The sequence below is a fragment of the Secundilactobacillus yichangensis genome (assembly GCF_016861565.1).
Taxonomy (GTDB): Bacteria; Bacillota; Bacilli; order Lactobacillales; family Lactobacillaceae; genus Secundilactobacillus; species Secundilactobacillus yichangensis.
Genome location: NZ_BOLK01000002.1, coordinates 239,428 through 256,084 on the forward strand (window position 1 = coordinate 239,428; position 16,657 = coordinate 256,084).

Consider the following 16,657-nt stretch of genomic DNA (forward strand, 5'->3'; position numbering starts at 1 on the left):
TTTCTTAATCGTCCACGTTAAACTATTTGAAGTAAACAAATGAAAAGTGGTGCGAATATGCAGAAAAAGAAAAAATCAACCTTCCAAAAAATTACAATGGTCCTCGTCTGGATTATGATCATTGCAACTCTAGGCTCACTGTTTGCAAGTGCCCTACAAGCGATTGGCGCGTTTGGGTAAATCATTGGTGGGGATTCAGCCCATTTAAAAATCAAAAAACTCCTGAAGTGGTGTTCAACCGCTTCGGGAGTTTTTATTTGCTTCAGTTCGGCCTTAATTATGCATCTGAGCCCTTTTGTTTATACACTTGACGTGGCTTACTGCCATCCTGCGGGCCAATGAAACCGCCCTGCTCCAGGTCATCAATCAACCTGGCAGCCCGGTTGTAGCCAATCCGGAAATGACGTTGCAGCAATGAAGTACTTGCCTTTTGCTGATCAACAACAAATGTCAGCGCATCATTGAATAAATCGTCATCAGATTGAGCAGCTTCTTCAGAAATTTCTTCATCACTGACCATCATGTTCTCATCGTATTCAGCGGTTTGCTGATTGCGAATAAAATCGGTAACGTGCTGAACGTCCTTATCTGGAATATAAGCACCTTGAATCCGAATCGGCGAGTTTTGATCTACCGGCATATAGAGCATGTCGCCTCGCCCTAACAATTTTTCAGCCCCGTTAGAGTCAAGGATTGTTCGCGAATCAACCCCACTAGATACGGCAAAAGCCATTCTAGACGGGACGTTTGCTTTGATCAGCCCAGTAATAACATCAACCGATGGCCGCTGAGTAGCTAGAATCATATGGATTCCTGCCGCCCGGCCCATTTGTGCCAGCCGAATAATCGCATCTTCGACTTCGTTGGACACTGTCATCATCAAATCAGCCAATTCATCAACGATTACAACGATGTACGGTAACGTTGGCAACGGCTTATCGGCGGTTTGATTCTGTGTCTGAACGAACTGGTTATACCCCGAAATTTTTCGTTGACCAACCTTAGCAAATAGGTCGTAACGCTGTTCCATTTCGTGAACAACTTTATGCAGAGCCTTAGCCGCTTTCTTCGGGTCTGACACTACTGGTGTCAATAAGTGCGGAATGCCGTTATAAACGCTCAACTCGACCTTCTTCGGGTCGATCAGCATCAATTTGACTTGACTAGGTTTAGCATTCATTAAAATACTGGTAATAACACCGTTAATCGCAACTGATTTGCCACTACCAGTTGAACCGGCAATCAGCAAATGCGGCATTTTGGTGAGGTCCATCGTGATCACTTTTCCAGTGACATCCCGTCCTAATGGGACCTGCAGCAGGTGCGCTGGGCCATGTGGTACGGCTTCACTAACGTCGCGGAACGAAACGGTGGAAATCTCTCGATTGGGTACTTCGATTCCAATCAACGATTTGCCAGGAATTGGCGCTTCGATTCGAATTTCCTTGGCAGCTAGTGCTAATGCTAAATCATCGGCTAAGTTAACGATACGGGAAACCTTCACACCAATCGCAGGATGCAGCTCGTATTCGGTTACTGACGGTCCCAGATTAACGTGCTTAATTTCGGCATCGACCCCAAAACTATCCAGGGTCTTCTTTAAGATTTTGGTGTTTTTCTCAATCGTTTTATAGTCGTCTTGCTGGTCTTTTTGCGGAATTGGAGTCAACAAATCAGTGCCTGGAAGCTGATAATTAGGATCATCCCCCACCGTAGAGATCATTGTGGGTTCTGACTCCTCGCTAGTCTTATCATCTGGCTCACTATGAGCCGACTGCTCTGGTTCATTCTTACGGGTGGCAACACTGATTGGAATTGCTGCAGTTGAATTATCTTCAGTCTTTTTAAGATTTGGCTTTCGTTCTGCCACCGGCGTTGGTAAGTCTTTTTCCTCAGCTGTTACTTTCTTCGCTGGCTGAGGCTTAACTGGCTGTTTAGCCGGCTTTAACTGAGTCTGCTTAAGCTTAGTCACACCACCAGCAAACCAGTGGCTAATTGCTTTGACACCACGATTAAGCCAGCGACCAAGCACCTGGATCCACTTTAAAAGCTGGGCACCAGAAACATTGAACGCAATCATCAAACCAACCAGGACCAGCAGGACTGCAATCACCTTGGCACCGCCAAAGGCGACTAGAAAATGGGTAACCGTTAGTAAAAACGCACCAATGGTACCACCGCCAACTGCGGTGCTGACGCTATTATTCATTAAATCATTACCCACTAACTGCCAGGTATAGCTCAAAAAACCGGTGTGCTGGTTTTCTGACAGAAACAAATCAACGTGCAGCCATAGTAGGATTCCTAAAAATATAAAGCCAAAACTCCAAAGCCACTTGCGGGTTATTTTCGGTAATTGTCCCGTCACTAGTAAGGCCAAGCCGACAGCGACGCCGACTAAACTAATGAACGGATATGTATCTCCGACCACGAAACGGATCAGGTTTGCCATTAAATTACCAATAAACCCCGCTTTGAAGAACGCCAAAAGGCACAAAGATAACATGACGAGGCCTACCGCATTAGCCATATAAGAAACGCTTTTTTGACGTCCCTTTTTGCGTCGGTTGGTCGACTTAGTCGTTCGACGCCGCGTGGTCTTTCGCTTTTGTGCCAAAATATCCCCCTCCTAATCAATTCAATCAACTTACTTTAGTTTATCATTTTCATAGTGGTGACTGAGCTCCAATTTAGGAAAACTTTGCTGACGCAAGACTTCATAAATCACGATTGCTGCTGAATTGGACAGGTTCAACGCGCGAATATGGGTGTCGTCTTGCGGGATTCGAATTGCCTGTTCACTGTGCTTTCTCATAAACGGCTCTGGCAGACCAGTAGTTTCTTTACCAAACATAAAGTAATAATCACCGTTTTCAACATCCGTGTAATCGTGCTGAGTATAAGCAAACTCCGCAAATTTAGACACCAAAAACAACCGCTTAACATCTGGTACAGTACCCATAAATTCTTGCAGATTCTTGTGGTACCGAATATCAACTTTGTCCCAATAATCTAAGCCAGCCCGCTTTAAGTGAGCATCATCGACTGAAAAGCCTAAGGGTTCAATTAGATCTAAAACAGTATCTGTTCCGGCACAGGTTCTGGCAATGTTGCCAGTATTAGCTGGCATTAAAGGTTCAAATAAGACAATATGATTGGACATAAGCATACCCCTCGTTATTAAATTTATAAAAGTCACCGCATAAAAAAACGCAACCCCTCGGTGTCAGCACGGCGAGGAACTGCGTTAATGAAGTGCAAATTCGACAGAGGCTGACGATTTCTCGACATCCACTCCCGAACGATTTCTCAACAGTTAATATAACGCGAAATTGTAAAGAATGCAAGCCAATTACGAAATTGGTCTATAACAGGTAAATACCGGTACTTTCGCAAGTATTTGCCTTATTAGCCAGAATAATTACCTCTCAGTTATGCCTTCTCATATTGCTATCTTAACGGTAATTATTATAAATCTAGTGACTTCTTTCCACATTAACGGTCAAAAATTGCTATAATGGCTCATGGATTAAAAACTGAGTAAAAAAGGAGACCTACTTTGAAATTTATTGAACCCCTTGTCAATAACTATAATCAGCTGACACAGGCGATTAATGATCAAACAACCCGTATTACAATTGCCAATAACGGCACCACCCCCAGCAAGGGTACAATTGCTGAAGCGGTGCTGTACGCCCACGAACATGATTTATCCCTAACCGTCCTCATCCGTCCCAGAACCGGTGAAGCGATTTATAGCGATCCAGAATTAAAGATCATGGAAGCTGATATTCTAGAAGCCCAGCAACTAGGTGCTGACGGCGTAATTTTCGATGCTATTTCTGCTGACCATAAGCTGGATATTGAAGCCATGAACAATCTCATTGCAGCAGCCGGCGGTATGTCAATCACCTTTGGTACTGCAATTGACGAACTTGCAGACAGTGAACAGACCGGTTCTCTCCAGTGGTTAGCCGATAACGGTGTTGAAAAAGTACTGACTCGCTTAACTGATAAGGCCAACACCGCACAGTTATCAAAGCTGAACAACGGTGCTCAAGCTGCGGGCCTTCAGCTCACGGTTCTAAGTGAGAATAACGCTCAAACCAATCAGCTCAATGAACAGTTCGATTTAAACTACTTTCTTCAGGAAAAATAAACCATTCTGCGTATATCAAAATCCCGTCCACTTCATACTTGAGTGAACGGGATTTTATGATATTTAAAGCTCACTTTCATGTTCAATAAGCGTTGCAAAGTCGGTGGGCATCGGCGCGTAACAGGTAACCTGCTGCTGAGCAAATGGATTGTAGAAACTTACTGAAGCACAGTGTAACGCTTGCCGATGAATCCAGGGATTAGTTTGCTGACCATACAAGAAATCCCCCACTAACGGGTGACCAATGCTAGCCATGTGCACCCGAATTTGATGAGTTCGCCCGGTATGCAGACGAACCCGCAGCAGCGTCGACGCAGGCATCCGCTTGGCCAGCCAATACTCGGTTTGAGCTGGCCGGCCATCCTGGCGAACCATGCGCTTAATAAAGGACCCCGGTTCCCTGCCAATGGGAGCGTTAATCACGTGATGTTTGTCATTGATGACACCCGAAACCACACAAAAATACGTCTTTTTCAAACTGTGCTGTTTAAGTTGAGTGTCCAGCACTGTGTGTGCAAAATGATGCTTGGCAAAGATGACGATCCCACTGGTCTCACGGTCTAGCCGAGTCACAATATGCGTTACCTGGCTGGGGGCATGAGTCCGCATAAGGTAACCCTTCACTCGGTTGACCATGGAATCATCAGCATAGATGTGCGACGGCACCGAGGCAACCTCTGCCGGCTTATTTACCACTAGAAAATGGTCATCTTCATAAAGGATCTCTAGTGGTGTATTGGACGCTTGCAGATGATTGCTGGGCACCTCTGGCGGTAATGTCACTTCTAGGAGCTGACCGGTTTGCATTTTATACGTTACACGGACCGGCACGCCATCGACACAAATCTGACCGCCGGAAAATTTGATCTGTTTTAAAAGTGTTCTGCTGATTCCTTGCTGACGCATAAAGGTCCGGACATAGATTGGCGAATCGCCAGTGTAGCGCCAATCAAATTTAATCAATCGGCTTCACCCCAATAAAGGATTCTGATACCCGTTTCCAAAACTGGGTGTGCCGGTACTGTGCAAACGCAATTCGCTGCTTAGAGATCCGGTAAGTTACCGATTTAATTTGACGATTTTCTACCACTTTTTGATCACAGGTCATCAAATTTTCGTCCAGCTGAACCGGTTCAACTCGAACCCATTCCTTGGGTGAAATAATGATTGGCGAGCCTAAAGTACGGAAAACCCGGTTATTGATCGATGCAATTTCGGACACTTGCACCACGTTAAGTTCCGAGCTGATCACCGCACCGCCTGCTGACTTGTTATACGCGGTTGAACCAGTAGGCGTTGAAACGCATAACCCGTCACCACGAAAGAGCTCAAACAGCTGATCTTTAATGTAAACATTGGCTAACATCGTTCCAGTGACTTTTTTAAGGGTCGATTCATTCAGTGCTAACATGGTCTCACGTTTACCATCACTGTATTCAACCATAATATCTAATAACGGATAACTGACACTTTGACCATTGTCATGAGCAAGGCTATCGATCAATTCGTCGACTTCATAATCACGCCAGTCGGTATAAAAACCTAAATGGCCAGTGTGAATACCTACGAACCGAACCGTAGCAAGCTGATCTTCATAATGGTGAAAAGCAGACAATAGCGTACCGTCACCACCAACGGTAATCAAGATATCTGGGTTTTCATTATCTAAGATTAAGTGTTCAGCCTTAATCTTTGACTTTAGCGCGTTTGAGACACGTGTTGAAGCTGGCCCTGAGTTACTAAAAATTCCAATTTTCATCCCTGATCATCCCTCTTATTAGGTGGCTGCGGATCGGATCCTTTGCCATACGAAAATAAATGCTGTGCTTCTTCGATTTCTTCTCTGATTTCAGACATTTCAGTATCAAGTTTAAAGGCGGCTTCCGCTGCCCGCTGCAGTCTGGCACTTAACTCTTCAGGGAATTCACCCTGATACTTATAGTTTAAAGAGTGCTCAATGGTTGCCCAAAAGTTCATCGCAAGTGTGCGTACCTGAACTTCAGCTAATATTTTCTTTTCACCCGTGACCATCTGAACCGGATATTCAATCACGATATGGTAAGAACGATACCCACTGGGCTTTTCATTATGAATATAATCACGCTCTTCAAGAATAGTCATGTCAGACCGCTTTCTAAGCAGATCAACGACCTGATAAATATCCTCAACGAACTGACACATGATCCGCAATCCAGCAATGTCTTGCATATCCTGTTCCAACCGTTCCTCAGAAACGTGCCGACGGTTCATCTTTTCCTTAATACTATCTACTGGCTTCACCCTGCCAGTCACGAATTCAATAGGTGAACGCTGATTTTTGTTTTGAAATTGCTTGCGCATTCCCCGTAGTTTTACTTTCAATTCATCAACTGCCTGGTTATATGGCAGTAAAAAATGATTCCAATTTTCAATCAAGCTGTTCACCTCGATATGGTTTCAATTGATTGTGTTTTGTTTTTGCAAACAGACTTCATTTTAGCATATTTTTGATTAAGTTGGGCTGCTTGCAAACAGAAGAATTTGTCAACTTGGCTGACAGTCATATTAACCAGTAACTTTTTTTGTATAACAGCGGAAAACAATATTACCCATTCTACCAGTCTTTGAAACCGGTTTTACCCAACCTAACGGTATTTGCATAGCCTAAATCCTTGCATTTCGCTCAAAATGCTTTATGATTATTTTTGAACTGAAGGTCGTTTACTCGTTAACGGCTAATTAATGGAGGAAATTACTTTGCTAGAAGTATATCTATTTATCAACCCATTAGGCAGTCGCTGTATGAAGTCGGAAAAGTGTATTTTACGTCTCGCCGATCAAATTTTCGGCGATATATCCTATCAATTTATTCCGTTACTTAATCCGCAAATGATTGATCAGCATCTAAAGGCGACCAATCAAGACTGTCATAACTTAAATTTACGAAATGAACAATTTAATCTGCACTATCGTATCATCTTAGACTATAAGGCTGCCCTTTTCCAAGGTAAGAAAAAGGGGCGACTGTTTTTGCTGAACCTGCAAAATCAGTTAGTCAAACAAGGTCAGCCCTACTCTGAAAAACTAGTTTTGGAAGTTGCCAAGCATGTACACTTGGACCTTACTATGTTTACGGAAGACCGTCAGTCTGAGCTAGCTCGTCGTGCCTTTCAGGCTGACCAGCGCTTAGCGTCTGAGATGAACGTTGATAACCCGTCTACAGCAATTTTATATAACGCAGATGTTTCTGACTGCGGCTTAATGCTGACAGACGTGACTTATCAGGCATTGTATGAAATCTGTGAGAATAACGGTTTGCTTGCTAAACAGGCATTGGAACATCAAGGCACCACACCCAACTTACATATTCTCTAAACCTGTGTGAGTTAACCAAAAAAGCGATCTGCATTTTGCAGGTCGCTTTTTTGAATGATTACATGGTTTTGGCTAATGTCTCAAACTGGTTTAAGCGTTTCTCAAATTCCGCAAACGCTTGATCAAGATAGGCAGTTTGTGTCATATCAACGCCAGCTTTACGCATCACGTTAATTGGATAATCAGAACTGCCAGCTTTCAAGTAGTTTAAATAAGCCTCCCGTTTTGCCGTATCGCCACTGGTAATCCGCTGTGCCAAGGTATTGGCAGCAGCGAATCCAGTTGCGTACTGATAGACGTAATAGTTGTAGTAGAAATGAGGAATCCGGGACCATTCATCCGCAATTTCCGGATCTGAAATGACATCGTCGCCATAGTACTTTTTATTTAGTTCCAGATAATGCTGGCTCAATAGATCAGCTGTCAACGGTTGTCCGGCTGCATCCTGCGCATGAATGTAATGTTCAAATTCAGCAAACTGCGTCTGGCGGAAAACCGTGCCCTTAAAACCGTCAAGGTAGTGATTAAGGACAAAGGCTTGAACTTGCTTATCAGAATATTTCTTCAGCAAATAGTCGGTGAGTAAGGTCTCATTAGTCGTTGAAGCAATTTCGGCCACAAAAATCGAATAGTCACCGTACTGGTACGGCTGATTATAAGTCGTGTAATAGCTGTGCATACTGTGACCCATTTCGTGAACCAGTGTAAACAAGCTTTCAAGGTTATCCTGCCAGTTGAGTAAAATGTACGGTGCGGTATCATACATACCAGAAGAATATGCCCCTGAACGCTTACCCTTATTTTCAACAACATCGATCCACCGTGAATCAAAGGCTTCCTGCACGTGACTTAAATAATCTGGTCCCAAGACAGCCAACGCTTTCAGTGCCTCCGCCTTGGCTTCATCAAAAGTGTACGACAGCTGCGGCTCACCGGTGATTGGCGTGTACAGGTCATACATATGCAGCTCAGGCAATTTTAAAATTTGTTTACGTAAAGCCACGTACCGGTGCAGTAATGACAAATGATCATTTACACTGGTCACTAGTGAATCAAACACACTTTCCGGAATGTGATTGGCACTCATAGCTGCCTGTCGTGCATCCTTATAATGATGTACGGAAGCTTCAAAGTTATGGGTTTTAACGTTACCTGAAAGGGTTGCAGCCAGTGTATGCCTAAATTGATGATAAACTGCATAGAGCTGTTTAAACGCCATTTGCCGAACCTCGGGCTTGGTAGACTGAATCAATTGATCGTAGACGCCCTGTGACAGTTGAACGGTGCCACCGTCGTCATCTTCCACTACCGGGAATTCCAAGTCAGCATCATTTAACACACCAAAAGTGTTGCTGGAGGCACTTAATGCATCTCCTGCCTGAGCCAACAGCTTTTCGGCAGCTGGTGTTAAAACGTGTTCCCGTTCATCCGTGATGGTGCGTAAATAGTGCTTGTAAGGCTTCAACGTGGCTTCATTATCGATCCATTGATCCAGAGTGGCTGGGTCAACAGCTAATAATTCGGGTTCAAACCAAGCAATATTACTTTCTAAGTTAGTCAGCAAACTTTGGGTTCGACCGCTCAAAGCTTGATTGTCAGCGTTAGAAGTATCTTGATCGTGCTTCAAAGAAGCATAGACATAAAGTTTTTCTGCTGGTCTAATGGTACTCATAATAGCTTCAATAACTTTTACTAAATCTTTTGCACCATGTGATAATGTGCCTTCTAATTGCGGTAGCGCATTGATTTGCTTCGTCACTTCTTCAAAGGCTTGCTCAAAAGCCTGAGCATCTTGATAAATGGGCGTTAAATCCCAAGTTAACTTTGAATCCACTTGATCTCGAGTTGGTAATTGTTTGATATCTGCCAATGACAGCACTTCCTTTTCATCGAAATTTGTTACTGTCCATAGCTTACCACACGACTAGTGCGGTATTGCAACCAATTGCCATGACTTTTCATCTAATGATTTTAAAAATCCGCGCCGCTCCAATAAATCAACGTACCGCTGCAGCTGTCGGCCCCAGCTGTTAACTAATTGTTGCGTGGTGCATTGAATCAGCTGACTTCCTTCGAAGTGTGTACTGATTTTAGCAGCCCATTTTTCTAAATCGATTTGACGAATCAGGGAGCCAGCTGGTTTCTCAGCTAATAATGTGGTCATTAACGCGCACCAAATAATCGGCGCCTCACAGATCAGCGGTTCAGAGTCAGTGAATTGATAACAAATTTGTGGAATCGCCTGTAACAGGCCGTGATGTTCGTAGGTAAATTGCTGCAGTTTCAACCACTTTGGAACCTTATAGTGCAGCCCCATCTGAATCTGGCGCTGGATTTGTTTTTGTACCGCTTTAATGCTTGATTGCGTTCTTTTAGTCACTTGATTCCCCGTACTGGTTTTAGCCCATCCCTGCAAAAATCCCATGCCATCTAAAGTCAGATGATGCCAAATAATCAAGCATTGCTGCCGAGTCTGCCAAAAGATCAGGTACCAGCCTAATTTGTCAGAATACTGAAGCCATTTTTCAGCGTGACGTACTGAGGTGATTTTTTGTAAATAGTCCTCTCCCAGTATCCAGATCACTTCTAAACCATAGCCGTTATAACCTTGAGTACGTTGCTGCAGCTTACCTACCGAAATTGGCGAACATTGGTACTCAATCGCCATTTTTCGGTCATTCCGTTTTAGCAAGAGATCGGGTCGCTGAGCAAGTTCTTTAATGTAAGGTTCTAACTCGACGTTTGTTTCACCAAAATAATGAGCTAACTGCCATTTACCAGTTAAATGTACCTGGCTTTCAGACTCACTGAATGGCCGACAAGTGGAATTAGCGTGGTGAGCAAAGTGGGCAATCATTCGCGTGCCACGTTTTAAAATTACCTGTTCTTGGCAGTTGGGACAAAAATACGGCGTTTGCCGTTTAGCATCCTCCGCATGAACCTGGCGATCTTGCTTTGTTTGTGCAGTCAGCATTGTTTCCCCCGCTTTCTAAAAGGATTTACAACTAACTACGCAAACTATCCGACAAATTTTTACTTTTTTACACAAAAAAACCGTTAAGCTTATAAACAAGCTTAACGATTCGGTTAACCATTGACTACTTTGCAGCAAAGTAACGGCGGGTTAGTTGCAGCGCGCTTTGCGCCATAATCTTTTTCCCATGTTCATCAAGAACATCGGCGGTAATCTTCGTTTTCTCTGCGTACTCGTAAGCAACAGCCAATTCATCTTTAATACTTTCTGGTGAAGTTTCGTTAACACGAAAAACCAGTTCCAAATAGTAATCGTTCTTATAGTGATACAAATTAGAAGTTGCGTCCGATAATTTCAATGCTTCAGCAATTGCAATCATATCATCAAAATTATGGAGGCGTAATACTGTCGTATGGAGTGGTGATGTTTTGGTAACGGATGAAGATGCCTTACCTGCTGATTTTGCTGACTGGTTGTTTTGAGTAGCGTTATCATCAGTCTGCATCAGCTGTTTCTTTAAGAAATCAGGTACTTCGTCTTCATTAACCATTTCAATATCAGGTGAATCCGTTTCATCTTCATCATCCACTGTGTCATCGTCCGCGCCACCCTTGCTAATAAATAGCTCAAGTCCGTTCCGGTTAGGTAAGACTTGAAAGGTAACGGCATCGGTTTCCTGAAATTGGTGATCGACGTCAACTTCTTCCAAAATACTGTAAAAGAAGCTTTCAATTTGCTTGTGGTTACCAAGCAGATCAAGGACGGTAATGCCCCGTTGGGTTAAATCATCGTTTCCAATCAAAACGCGAATCGTGTTCTCATTAATTCTTTCCATTTCCATGACCCAACACCTCTTTCTGCCCGCACCAAGATTTACCTATCTCCATACTAAAGAATTTTCACAGTTTGTAAAGTATCTGGCTTAATTTTTTTAAAATATTGTGAATTTAACGGCGACGATTTAAGAGCCGACCGTTTTAATAGCAATGTGTTTAATTACCCAACATCCGCTGCCTTGATTGCTTTCTCCAGTTCAAGCACGCGGATATGCCTTGGCAGAAAACGGCGAATCTCGTCTTCGTTATAGCCAACCTGCAAACGCTTTTCATCAAACAAAATTGGCCGTCTTAACAAACCTGGATGCTGAGTAATCAAGTTGATCAATTCACTCACTGGCAGGCTGTCAATTTCCACGGTCAGACGCTTATAATCCTTAGACCGTTTAGAAATAATATCTTCCGTCCCATTCTCAGTCAGCTGCAAGATCAGCTTAAGCTGTTTGGTACTTGGCGCCTGCACAAAAATATTCTGTTCTACAAAGTCCACCTCATGTGTCTTAAGCCATTTTTTGGCTTTTCGGCATGATGTACAACTGGGGGAAGTAAATAGCGTGACTGTCATAGGAATTGCCTCCAAACTTATAAGAACCGGGGGATATTTACCATTACATCATTTACTATCTTAACTATAACAAACTCCCAGTTCTGTGAGAATGAAATTCACTAAAACGTCACGAACATATCAGTTAAACGTCACAATTTTACTGCAAAGGTCTTCCGTAATGCTGCTAATTCCACATGTACACTACCAGCCGCGGTCTGAGCTTCCTGTTTTAACGTACTCAAATCACCAGTTTGCGGTAGATGTGTCAGCATTAACTGGCCAACGTGAGCATCATTAGCTAGCTGACCAGATTCACCAGCAGTCATGTGCCATTTGGTACCAGTCTTATCATTATAAAAGTTGGTATCAGTCATTAATAGATCTGCTCGGTCGGCGAATGGCACTAACTCTTGAATATAAGCAGTATCCGCAGTAAAGACAAGCGTTTCATCAGTTCCAGTCTCCACGATTCGCATTCCAAACGCTGGTACAGGGTGCTTCATGGGTAAGAAGGAAATGGTCAGCGGTCCGAGATGTAAAATATCAGCCGGGGCATATCCCTTGCCAATTGACGCATGCGGCCAGGTTAAACTACCAAACATCAGCGGATCCGCAGTGGAACCATAGATTGGCAAGGTCTGCTGATTAGGCCGTTCTTCATGTAACTGCCAATAATATTGCAAAACACCCACATCAGCAACATGATCGTGATGATAATGTGATAGAATGACCGCATCCAACTGGAGTGGATCCAGGACTTTTTCCAAACTTAATAGCGCACCGCTGCCACAATCCATTAATAAGTGATAACCGTTGGATTCAATCAAATAACTGCTGGTTCCAATTCCGTTAGCCGGATAACCGCCATAATATCCAATAACTGTTACTTTCAAATTAATCCTTCCCTTCAAATGAATTTCATGAACGCCTTAAGTTACCATTTTAGTCAAGCTAATTGTATAATGATGGTGACAAGTCAGGAGGAATAAATTATGATTACTCGAATAAGTATTACCTTTGGTACCAAGCAAATCTTATCAAAGCTCCAGACCCGTTATCCAGATCGACAATTACTACTGCTTGATTCTTCAGCCTCCGGAGAACAGCTTGCATTACTCGATGTTTCCGGGGAAGAATCAGTGTTTAGCTCACCCATTCATTATGACATCAAACTCCACCGTGGGACAACCGATTGGCAGGGATTTATTAACTTTATCTATATAGATAATCTATCTCCTGACGATCAAAAAGTCTTTAACTCAAAAGCAAACCACTTTGTAACCACCGACCCTATGCCGGTAGGCATGCGATCAATCTACTTTATGAAAGACGAAAAGAACCGTTCAAATAATATTATTCTGTCAACCTGGGAAAAAGCTGATGATTTCTCCACTTGGAAACGCGACAATTCATTTAAACCATTTAACTACTTCGTATCCAGTCAAAATAACTACCACGAAGCCAGTTATCATTTCTTTAAACCTGAAAACGAGTAACCAGCTCGTATAGTCCGTGCGGTTGAGGCCGTATGGATTATTTTTTAATTTCAAAGGGAGAATTGAGTTGCAAAATCAAGCCACTAAAAAATTATCACCATTTAAAACACCCACTAAAGAACAGGCTCAACTGATCACTGAAGCCAAGGACTTCGTTTATACCCATATTCACGACAGCACGCCGGCTGTATTTGTCGTCACTGGCGATGCCGGCACGGGTAAGAGTGTTGTCCTAAGTCAATTATTTTACGAGTTGCAGCAAGCTGCGCATGATGAAACCAGTGTTATGGCAAATACTCAGAATTATTTTATGGTCAACCATCCAGAATTGCTGAAAGTCTACAGAAACATTGCTGGGGAGCTGCCCGGTCTTTTAAAGAAGAATTTTCAACGGCCGACCTCTCTAATCAACAGCATGAACAAGCATCAAGATTCATTTGACGTTGGCATAATTGACGAATCACACCTGCTATTGTCCCAACCTGATCATTACAATAACTATTACGGTCATAATCAGTTACTGTCATTATTGAAACTGTGCCACGTTCTGGTAATTGTGTTTGATGCTCACCAAGTTTTGCGTTTAAAAACTTACTGGACACAGGATCGACTTAAACAGTTATTGGCTCCTTTCACTCAAAAATGGGTCCATTTGAATCACCAATTTCGAATGCAGGCTGATGATAGTTTAATTGACTGGATTGACCACTTCACGGGTGATCGTCACCTACTGCCATTGCAACCCAGTTTTCGACAACGCTATGATTTTCGGGTATTCGAAGACGCTGAAGATATGCGCCAAGCAATCGTCACTCAAAATAATCGCGTTGGCCTTTCCAGAATCGTTTCCACTACTGGCTACCCCTCTACTTTAGATGGCGGCCGTCATTACATTACTGAAGGTAAATTCAAGCTTCCTTGGGATCAGTATAATTACACCGCAACTCCCTGGGCGGAAATTCCGGCTACCATTAATGAAGTTGGTTCAATCTACACTTGCCAAGGCTTTGATTTAAACTATGTCGGCTTAATCCTTGGTCCACCGGTAAAACTAGCATCTAATGGACAACAGATTGAAATCGATACGAATAAAATTACCGATAGTGAATCCTTTAAACACCGGGACGACATGGATGATCCAAAAGAAATTTTGACCGCTAAAGTTCAGTTAAACCTCAACGCAGTTAATGTCCTTATGAAACGTGGCGTTAAGGGTTTGTATCTTTTCGCCCATGATCCTGCCCTACGGCAGTGGCTCACTACTCAATATCATGCCATTTGTAAGTAAAAAGAACCATTCATTAGCTCAGATTAAACTGGGTAATGAATGGTTTTTATTAACAAATTAATTCGACTTAAAATAAAAAATCGCCCTAACGGCGATCAACGGAAATGGACGGTCCGTACGAGACTCGAACTCGTGATCTCCTGCGTGACAGGCAGGCGTCCTAACCAGCTAGACCAACGGACCATTCGAATTGCGGGGGCTGGATTTGAACCAACGACCTTCGGGTTATGAGCCCGACGAGCTACCAGACTGCTCCACCCCGCGATAATATAAAAGTTATGATGATGACCCGTACGGGATTCGAACCCATGTTACCGCCGTGAAAGGGCGGTGTCTTAACCACTTGACCAACGGGTCATAGCTTTAAAATACAAAAACACAACGGAGAAAGAGAGATTCGAACTCTCGCGCCGCTTTCGCGACCTACACCCTTAGCAGGGGCGCCTCTTCAGCCACTTGAGTATTTCTCCAATGGGCCTAAATGGACTCGAACCATCGACCTCACGCTTATCAGGCGTGCGCTCTAACCAGCTGAGCTATAGGCCCAAAAAGCGGGTAACGAGAATCGAACTCGCGACAACAGCTTGGAAGGCTGTGGTTTTACCACTAAACTATACCCGCATGGATCTTTTGAGCAATGGCGCGGGACGGAATCGAACCGCCGACACACGGAGCTTCAATCCGTTGCTCTACCGACTGAGCTACCGAGCCATATAAACGGTCCGTACGAGACTCGAACTCGTGATCTCCTGCGTGACAGGCAGGCGTCCTAACCAGCTAGACCAACGGACCATACAATTGCGGGGGCTGGATTTGAACCAACGACCTTCGGGTTATGAGCCCGACGAGCTACCAGACTGCTCCACCCCGCGATAATAAGGAGGATGAGAGATTCGAACTCTCGCGTGGTTTGACCCACCTGACGGTTTTCAAGACCGTTCCCTTCAGCCAGACTTGGGTAATCCTCCATAATGTAACTAAATTAATGATCAACAACTAAGGACCATATGGACCTTGTAGGACTCGAACCTACGACCGGACGGTTATGAGCCGTCTGCTCTAACCAACTGAGCTAAAGGTCCGAGTCAAAGATCAAATCGCGGCGGGGGGGATCGAACCCTCGACCTCCCGGGTATGAACCGGACGCTCTAGCCAGCTGAGCTACACCGCGATGGTGTTTAAATAAAACTGTTAGAAACTTTTATTTAAATCGGGAAGACAGGATTCGAACCTGCGACCCCCTGGTCCCAAACCAGGTGCTCTACCAAGCTGAGCTACTTCCCGTTTAAATGCACCCAGTAGGAGTCGAACCTACAACCTTCTGATTCGTAGTCAGACACTCTATCCAGTTGCGCTATGGGTGCAAAATATTATATAAAACTAAAAATGCCGAGGACCGGGATCGAACCGGTACGGTCATCACTGACCGCAGGATTTTAAGTCCTGTGCGTCTGCCAATTCCGCCACCCCGGCGTATATGGCATAAGCGGAAGACGGGATTCGAACCCGCGACCCCCACCATGGCAAGGTGATGTTCTACCACTGAACTACTTCCGCATATTAAGTTGAAATGCCGACTAGAAGATTCGAACTTCCGACCCCCTGTTTACAAGACAGGTGCTCTACCAACTGAGCTAAGTCGGCAACACAATAAATATAGTATCAAATCTGACTTTTGTTGTCAACATGATATCGACTCTATGAGCCGTGACAGTCTCGAACTGTCGACCCTCTGATTAAAAGTCAGATGCTCTACCAACTGAGCTAACGGCTCAATGGAGGATACAGGGCTCGAACCTGTGACCCTCTGCTTGTAAGGCAGACGCTCTCCCAACTGAGCTAATCCTCCATAAAAATCGCGTGGCAACGTCCTACCCTCGCAGGGGGCGATCCCCCAACTACTCTTGGCGTGCTGAAGCTTAACTGCTGTGTTCGGCATGGGAACAGGTGTATCCTTCAGGCTATCGCCACCACACTATTGAGAACTGGTGCTCTCAAAACTA

At 44.0% G+C, this 16,657-nt stretch carries 15 protein-coding genes, 19 tRNA genes and 1 rRNA gene; 5 read left to right on the plus strand and 30 right to left on the minus strand.

All coding sequences use genetic code 11. The features are described from left to right. The first annotated feature begins 57 nt into the window (after positions 1-57). A complete protein-coding gene (locus JUE95_RS03040; RefSeq protein ID WP_203649106.1) occupies positions 58-180 on the plus strand; it encodes a DUF4044 domain-containing protein in 123 nt (40 codons plus the stop codon). Between the two features lie 97 nt (positions 181-277). Here JUE95_RS03040 and JUE95_RS03045 read toward each other — a convergent pair whose 3' ends face one another. Beyond that, positions 278-2,617 carry an FtsK/SpoIIIE family DNA translocase gene (locus JUE95_RS03045; RefSeq protein ID WP_203649107.1) on the minus strand — a complete coding sequence of 780 codons (2,340 nt, stop codon included), beginning with the start codon at positions 2,615-2,617 and terminating at the stop codon, positions 278-280. A gap of 30 nt (positions 2,618-2,647) precedes the next feature. Next, positions 2,648-3,163, minus strand: coding sequence for a tRNA (cytidine(34)-2'-O)-methyltransferase (locus JUE95_RS03050; RefSeq protein ID WP_203649108.1), 516 nt, complete (start codon positions 3,161-3,163; stop codon positions 2,648-2,650). 396 nt (positions 3,164-3,559) lie between these two features. Here JUE95_RS03050 and JUE95_RS03055 point away from each other — a divergent pair, with 396 nt between their 5' ends. Further along, positions 3,560-4,159 carry a copper homeostasis protein CutC gene (locus JUE95_RS03055; RefSeq protein ID WP_203649109.1) on the plus strand — a complete coding sequence of 200 codons (600 nt, stop codon included), beginning with the start codon at positions 3,560-3,562 and terminating at the stop codon, positions 4,157-4,159. 63 nt (positions 4,160-4,222) lie between these two features. Here JUE95_RS03055 and JUE95_RS03060 read toward each other — a convergent pair whose 3' ends face one another. Genes JUE95_RS03060 through yjbM form a run of 3 tightly spaced genes read right to left on the minus strand, consistent with a single transcriptional unit; the run spans position 4,223 to position 6,574 of the window. After that, complete coding sequence (locus JUE95_RS03060; protein ID WP_235995135.1) at positions 4,223-5,122, minus strand: RluA family pseudouridine synthase; 900 nt, start codon at positions 5,120-5,122, stop codon at positions 4,223-4,225. Continuing rightward, positions 5,115-5,918 (minus strand): NAD kinase, encoded by an 804-nt coding sequence (locus JUE95_RS03065; protein ID WP_203649110.1) that lies wholly within the window; start codon positions 5,916-5,918, stop codon positions 5,115-5,117. Before JUE95_RS03065 ends, JUE95_RS03060 begins: the two co-directional genes overlap by 8 nt. Next, the gene (yjbM, locus tag JUE95_RS03070; RefSeq protein WP_203649111.1) at positions 5,915-6,574 is read right to left on the minus strand and encodes a GTP diphosphokinase; all 660 of its coding nucleotides are present in this window, start codon (positions 6,572-6,574) and stop codon (positions 5,915-5,917) included. The genes JUE95_RS03065 and yjbM overlap by 4 nt, the downstream gene beginning before the upstream one ends. Positions 6,575-6,895: 321 nt before the next feature. Between yjbM and JUE95_RS03075 the strand changes: the two genes are divergently transcribed. Beyond that, the gene (locus JUE95_RS03075) at positions 6,896-7,513 is read left to right on the plus strand and encodes a DsbA family protein (protein WP_203649112.1); all 618 of its coding nucleotides are present in this window, start codon (positions 6,896-6,898) and stop codon (positions 7,511-7,513) included. A gap of 58 nt (positions 7,514-7,571) precedes the next feature. On the opposite strand, the gene pepF is transcribed toward JUE95_RS03075, so the two are convergent. The 5 genes from pepF to JUE95_RS03100 all read right to left on the minus strand — a co-directional run bounded on the left by pepF (position 7,572) and on the right by JUE95_RS03100 (position 12,763). Next, positions 7,572-9,383 (minus strand): oligoendopeptidase F, encoded by a 1,812-nt coding sequence (gene pepF / locus JUE95_RS03080; protein WP_203649113.1) that lies wholly within the window; start codon positions 9,381-9,383, stop codon positions 7,572-7,574. 54 nt (positions 9,384-9,437) lie between these two features. Next, entirely contained in the window at positions 9,438-10,487 is a 1,050-nt protein-coding gene (locus JUE95_RS03085; protein ID WP_203649115.1) for a competence protein CoiA, read from the minus strand. A 124-nt stretch (positions 10,488-10,611) separates the two neighbouring features. After that, positions 10,612-11,328 (minus strand): adaptor protein MecA, encoded by a 717-nt coding sequence (locus tag JUE95_RS03090; protein WP_203649116.1) that lies wholly within the window; start codon positions 11,326-11,328, stop codon positions 10,612-10,614. 155 nt (positions 11,329-11,483) lie between these two features. Next, positions 11,484-11,888 carry a transcriptional regulator Spx gene (spx, locus tag JUE95_RS03095; RefSeq protein ID WP_203649118.1) on the minus strand — a complete coding sequence of 135 codons (405 nt, stop codon included), beginning with the start codon at positions 11,886-11,888 and terminating at the stop codon, positions 11,484-11,486. 131 nt (positions 11,889-12,019) lie between these two features. Further along, entirely contained in the window at positions 12,020-12,763 is a 744-nt protein-coding gene (locus JUE95_RS03100) for an MBL fold metallo-hydrolase (protein ID WP_203649120.1), read from the minus strand. 99 nt (positions 12,764-12,862) lie between these two features. On the opposite strand from JUE95_RS03100, the gene JUE95_RS03105 reads away from it, so the two are divergent. Together JUE95_RS03105 and JUE95_RS03110 are read left to right on the plus strand one after the other, a co-directional pair. After that, a complete protein-coding gene (locus JUE95_RS03105) occupies positions 12,863-13,366 on the plus strand; it encodes a hypothetical protein (RefSeq protein WP_203649122.1) in 504 nt (167 codons plus the stop codon). A gap of 67 nt (positions 13,367-13,433) precedes the next feature. After that, on the plus strand, positions 13,434-14,654 hold the full coding sequence (locus JUE95_RS03110; protein WP_203649123.1) for a DUF2075 domain-containing protein: 1,221 nt from the start codon (positions 13,434-13,436) through the stop codon (positions 14,652-14,654). 109 nt (positions 14,655-14,763) lie between these two features. Here the strand turns inward: JUE95_RS03110 and JUE95_RS03115 are convergent. The 20 genes from JUE95_RS03115 to rrf form a co-directional block, all read right to left on the minus strand. Then, a tRNA-Asp gene (locus JUE95_RS03115) sits at positions 14,764-14,837 on the minus strand. Between the two features lie 7 nt (positions 14,838-14,844). Continuing rightward, positions 14,845-14,918 (minus strand) — tRNA-Met (locus tag JUE95_RS03120). Positions 14,919-14,939: 21 nt separating this feature from the next. Beyond that, positions 14,940-15,011 (minus strand) — tRNA-Glu (locus JUE95_RS03125). Positions 15,012-15,036: 25 nt separating this feature from the next. Then, a tRNA-Ser gene (locus JUE95_RS03130) sits at positions 15,037-15,124 on the minus strand. A gap of 2 nt (positions 15,125-15,126) precedes the next feature. Continuing rightward, positions 15,127-15,200 (minus strand) — tRNA-Ile (locus JUE95_RS03135). Positions 15,201-15,204: 4 nt separating this feature from the next. Beyond that, positions 15,205-15,275, minus strand: a tRNA-Gly gene (locus tag JUE95_RS03140). A gap of 17 nt (positions 15,276-15,292) precedes the next feature. Next, positions 15,293-15,365 (minus strand) — tRNA-Phe (locus JUE95_RS03145). 7 nt (positions 15,366-15,372) lie between these two features. Beyond that, positions 15,373-15,446: transfer RNA gene (locus tag JUE95_RS03150), tRNA-Asp, on the minus strand. A 6-nt stretch (positions 15,447-15,452) separates the two neighbouring features. Next, positions 15,453-15,526, minus strand: a tRNA-Met gene (locus tag JUE95_RS03155). A gap of 6 nt (positions 15,527-15,532) precedes the next feature. Continuing rightward, positions 15,533-15,622: transfer RNA gene (locus tag JUE95_RS03160), tRNA-Ser, on the minus strand. Positions 15,623-15,662: 40 nt separating this feature from the next. Beyond that, a tRNA-Ile gene (locus JUE95_RS03165) sits at positions 15,663-15,736 on the minus strand. Between the two features lie 15 nt (positions 15,737-15,751). Continuing rightward, a tRNA-Met gene (locus JUE95_RS03170) sits at positions 15,752-15,825 on the minus strand. Positions 15,826-15,864: 39 nt separating this feature from the next. Further along, positions 15,865-15,938, minus strand: a tRNA-Pro gene (locus JUE95_RS03175). Positions 15,939-15,944: 6 nt separating this feature from the next. After that, positions 15,945-16,018: transfer RNA gene (locus JUE95_RS03180), tRNA-Arg, on the minus strand. A 23-nt stretch (positions 16,019-16,041) separates the two neighbouring features. Further along, positions 16,042-16,127 (minus strand) — tRNA-Leu (locus JUE95_RS03185). A gap of 12 nt (positions 16,128-16,139) precedes the next feature. Next, positions 16,140-16,211: transfer RNA gene (locus tag JUE95_RS03190), tRNA-Gly, on the minus strand. A gap of 14 nt (positions 16,212-16,225) precedes the next feature. Next, positions 16,226-16,298, minus strand: a tRNA-Thr gene (locus JUE95_RS03195). Between the two features lie 57 nt (positions 16,299-16,355). Beyond that, positions 16,356-16,428, minus strand: a tRNA-Lys gene (locus tag JUE95_RS03200). Between the two features lie 2 nt (positions 16,429-16,430). Then, positions 16,431-16,503: transfer RNA gene (locus JUE95_RS03205), tRNA-Val, on the minus strand. Between the two features lie 9 nt (positions 16,504-16,512). Beyond that, a 5S ribosomal RNA gene (gene rrf / locus JUE95_RS03210) occupies positions 16,513-16,629 on the minus strand. Between the last annotated feature and the right edge of the window lie 28 nt (positions 16,630-16,657).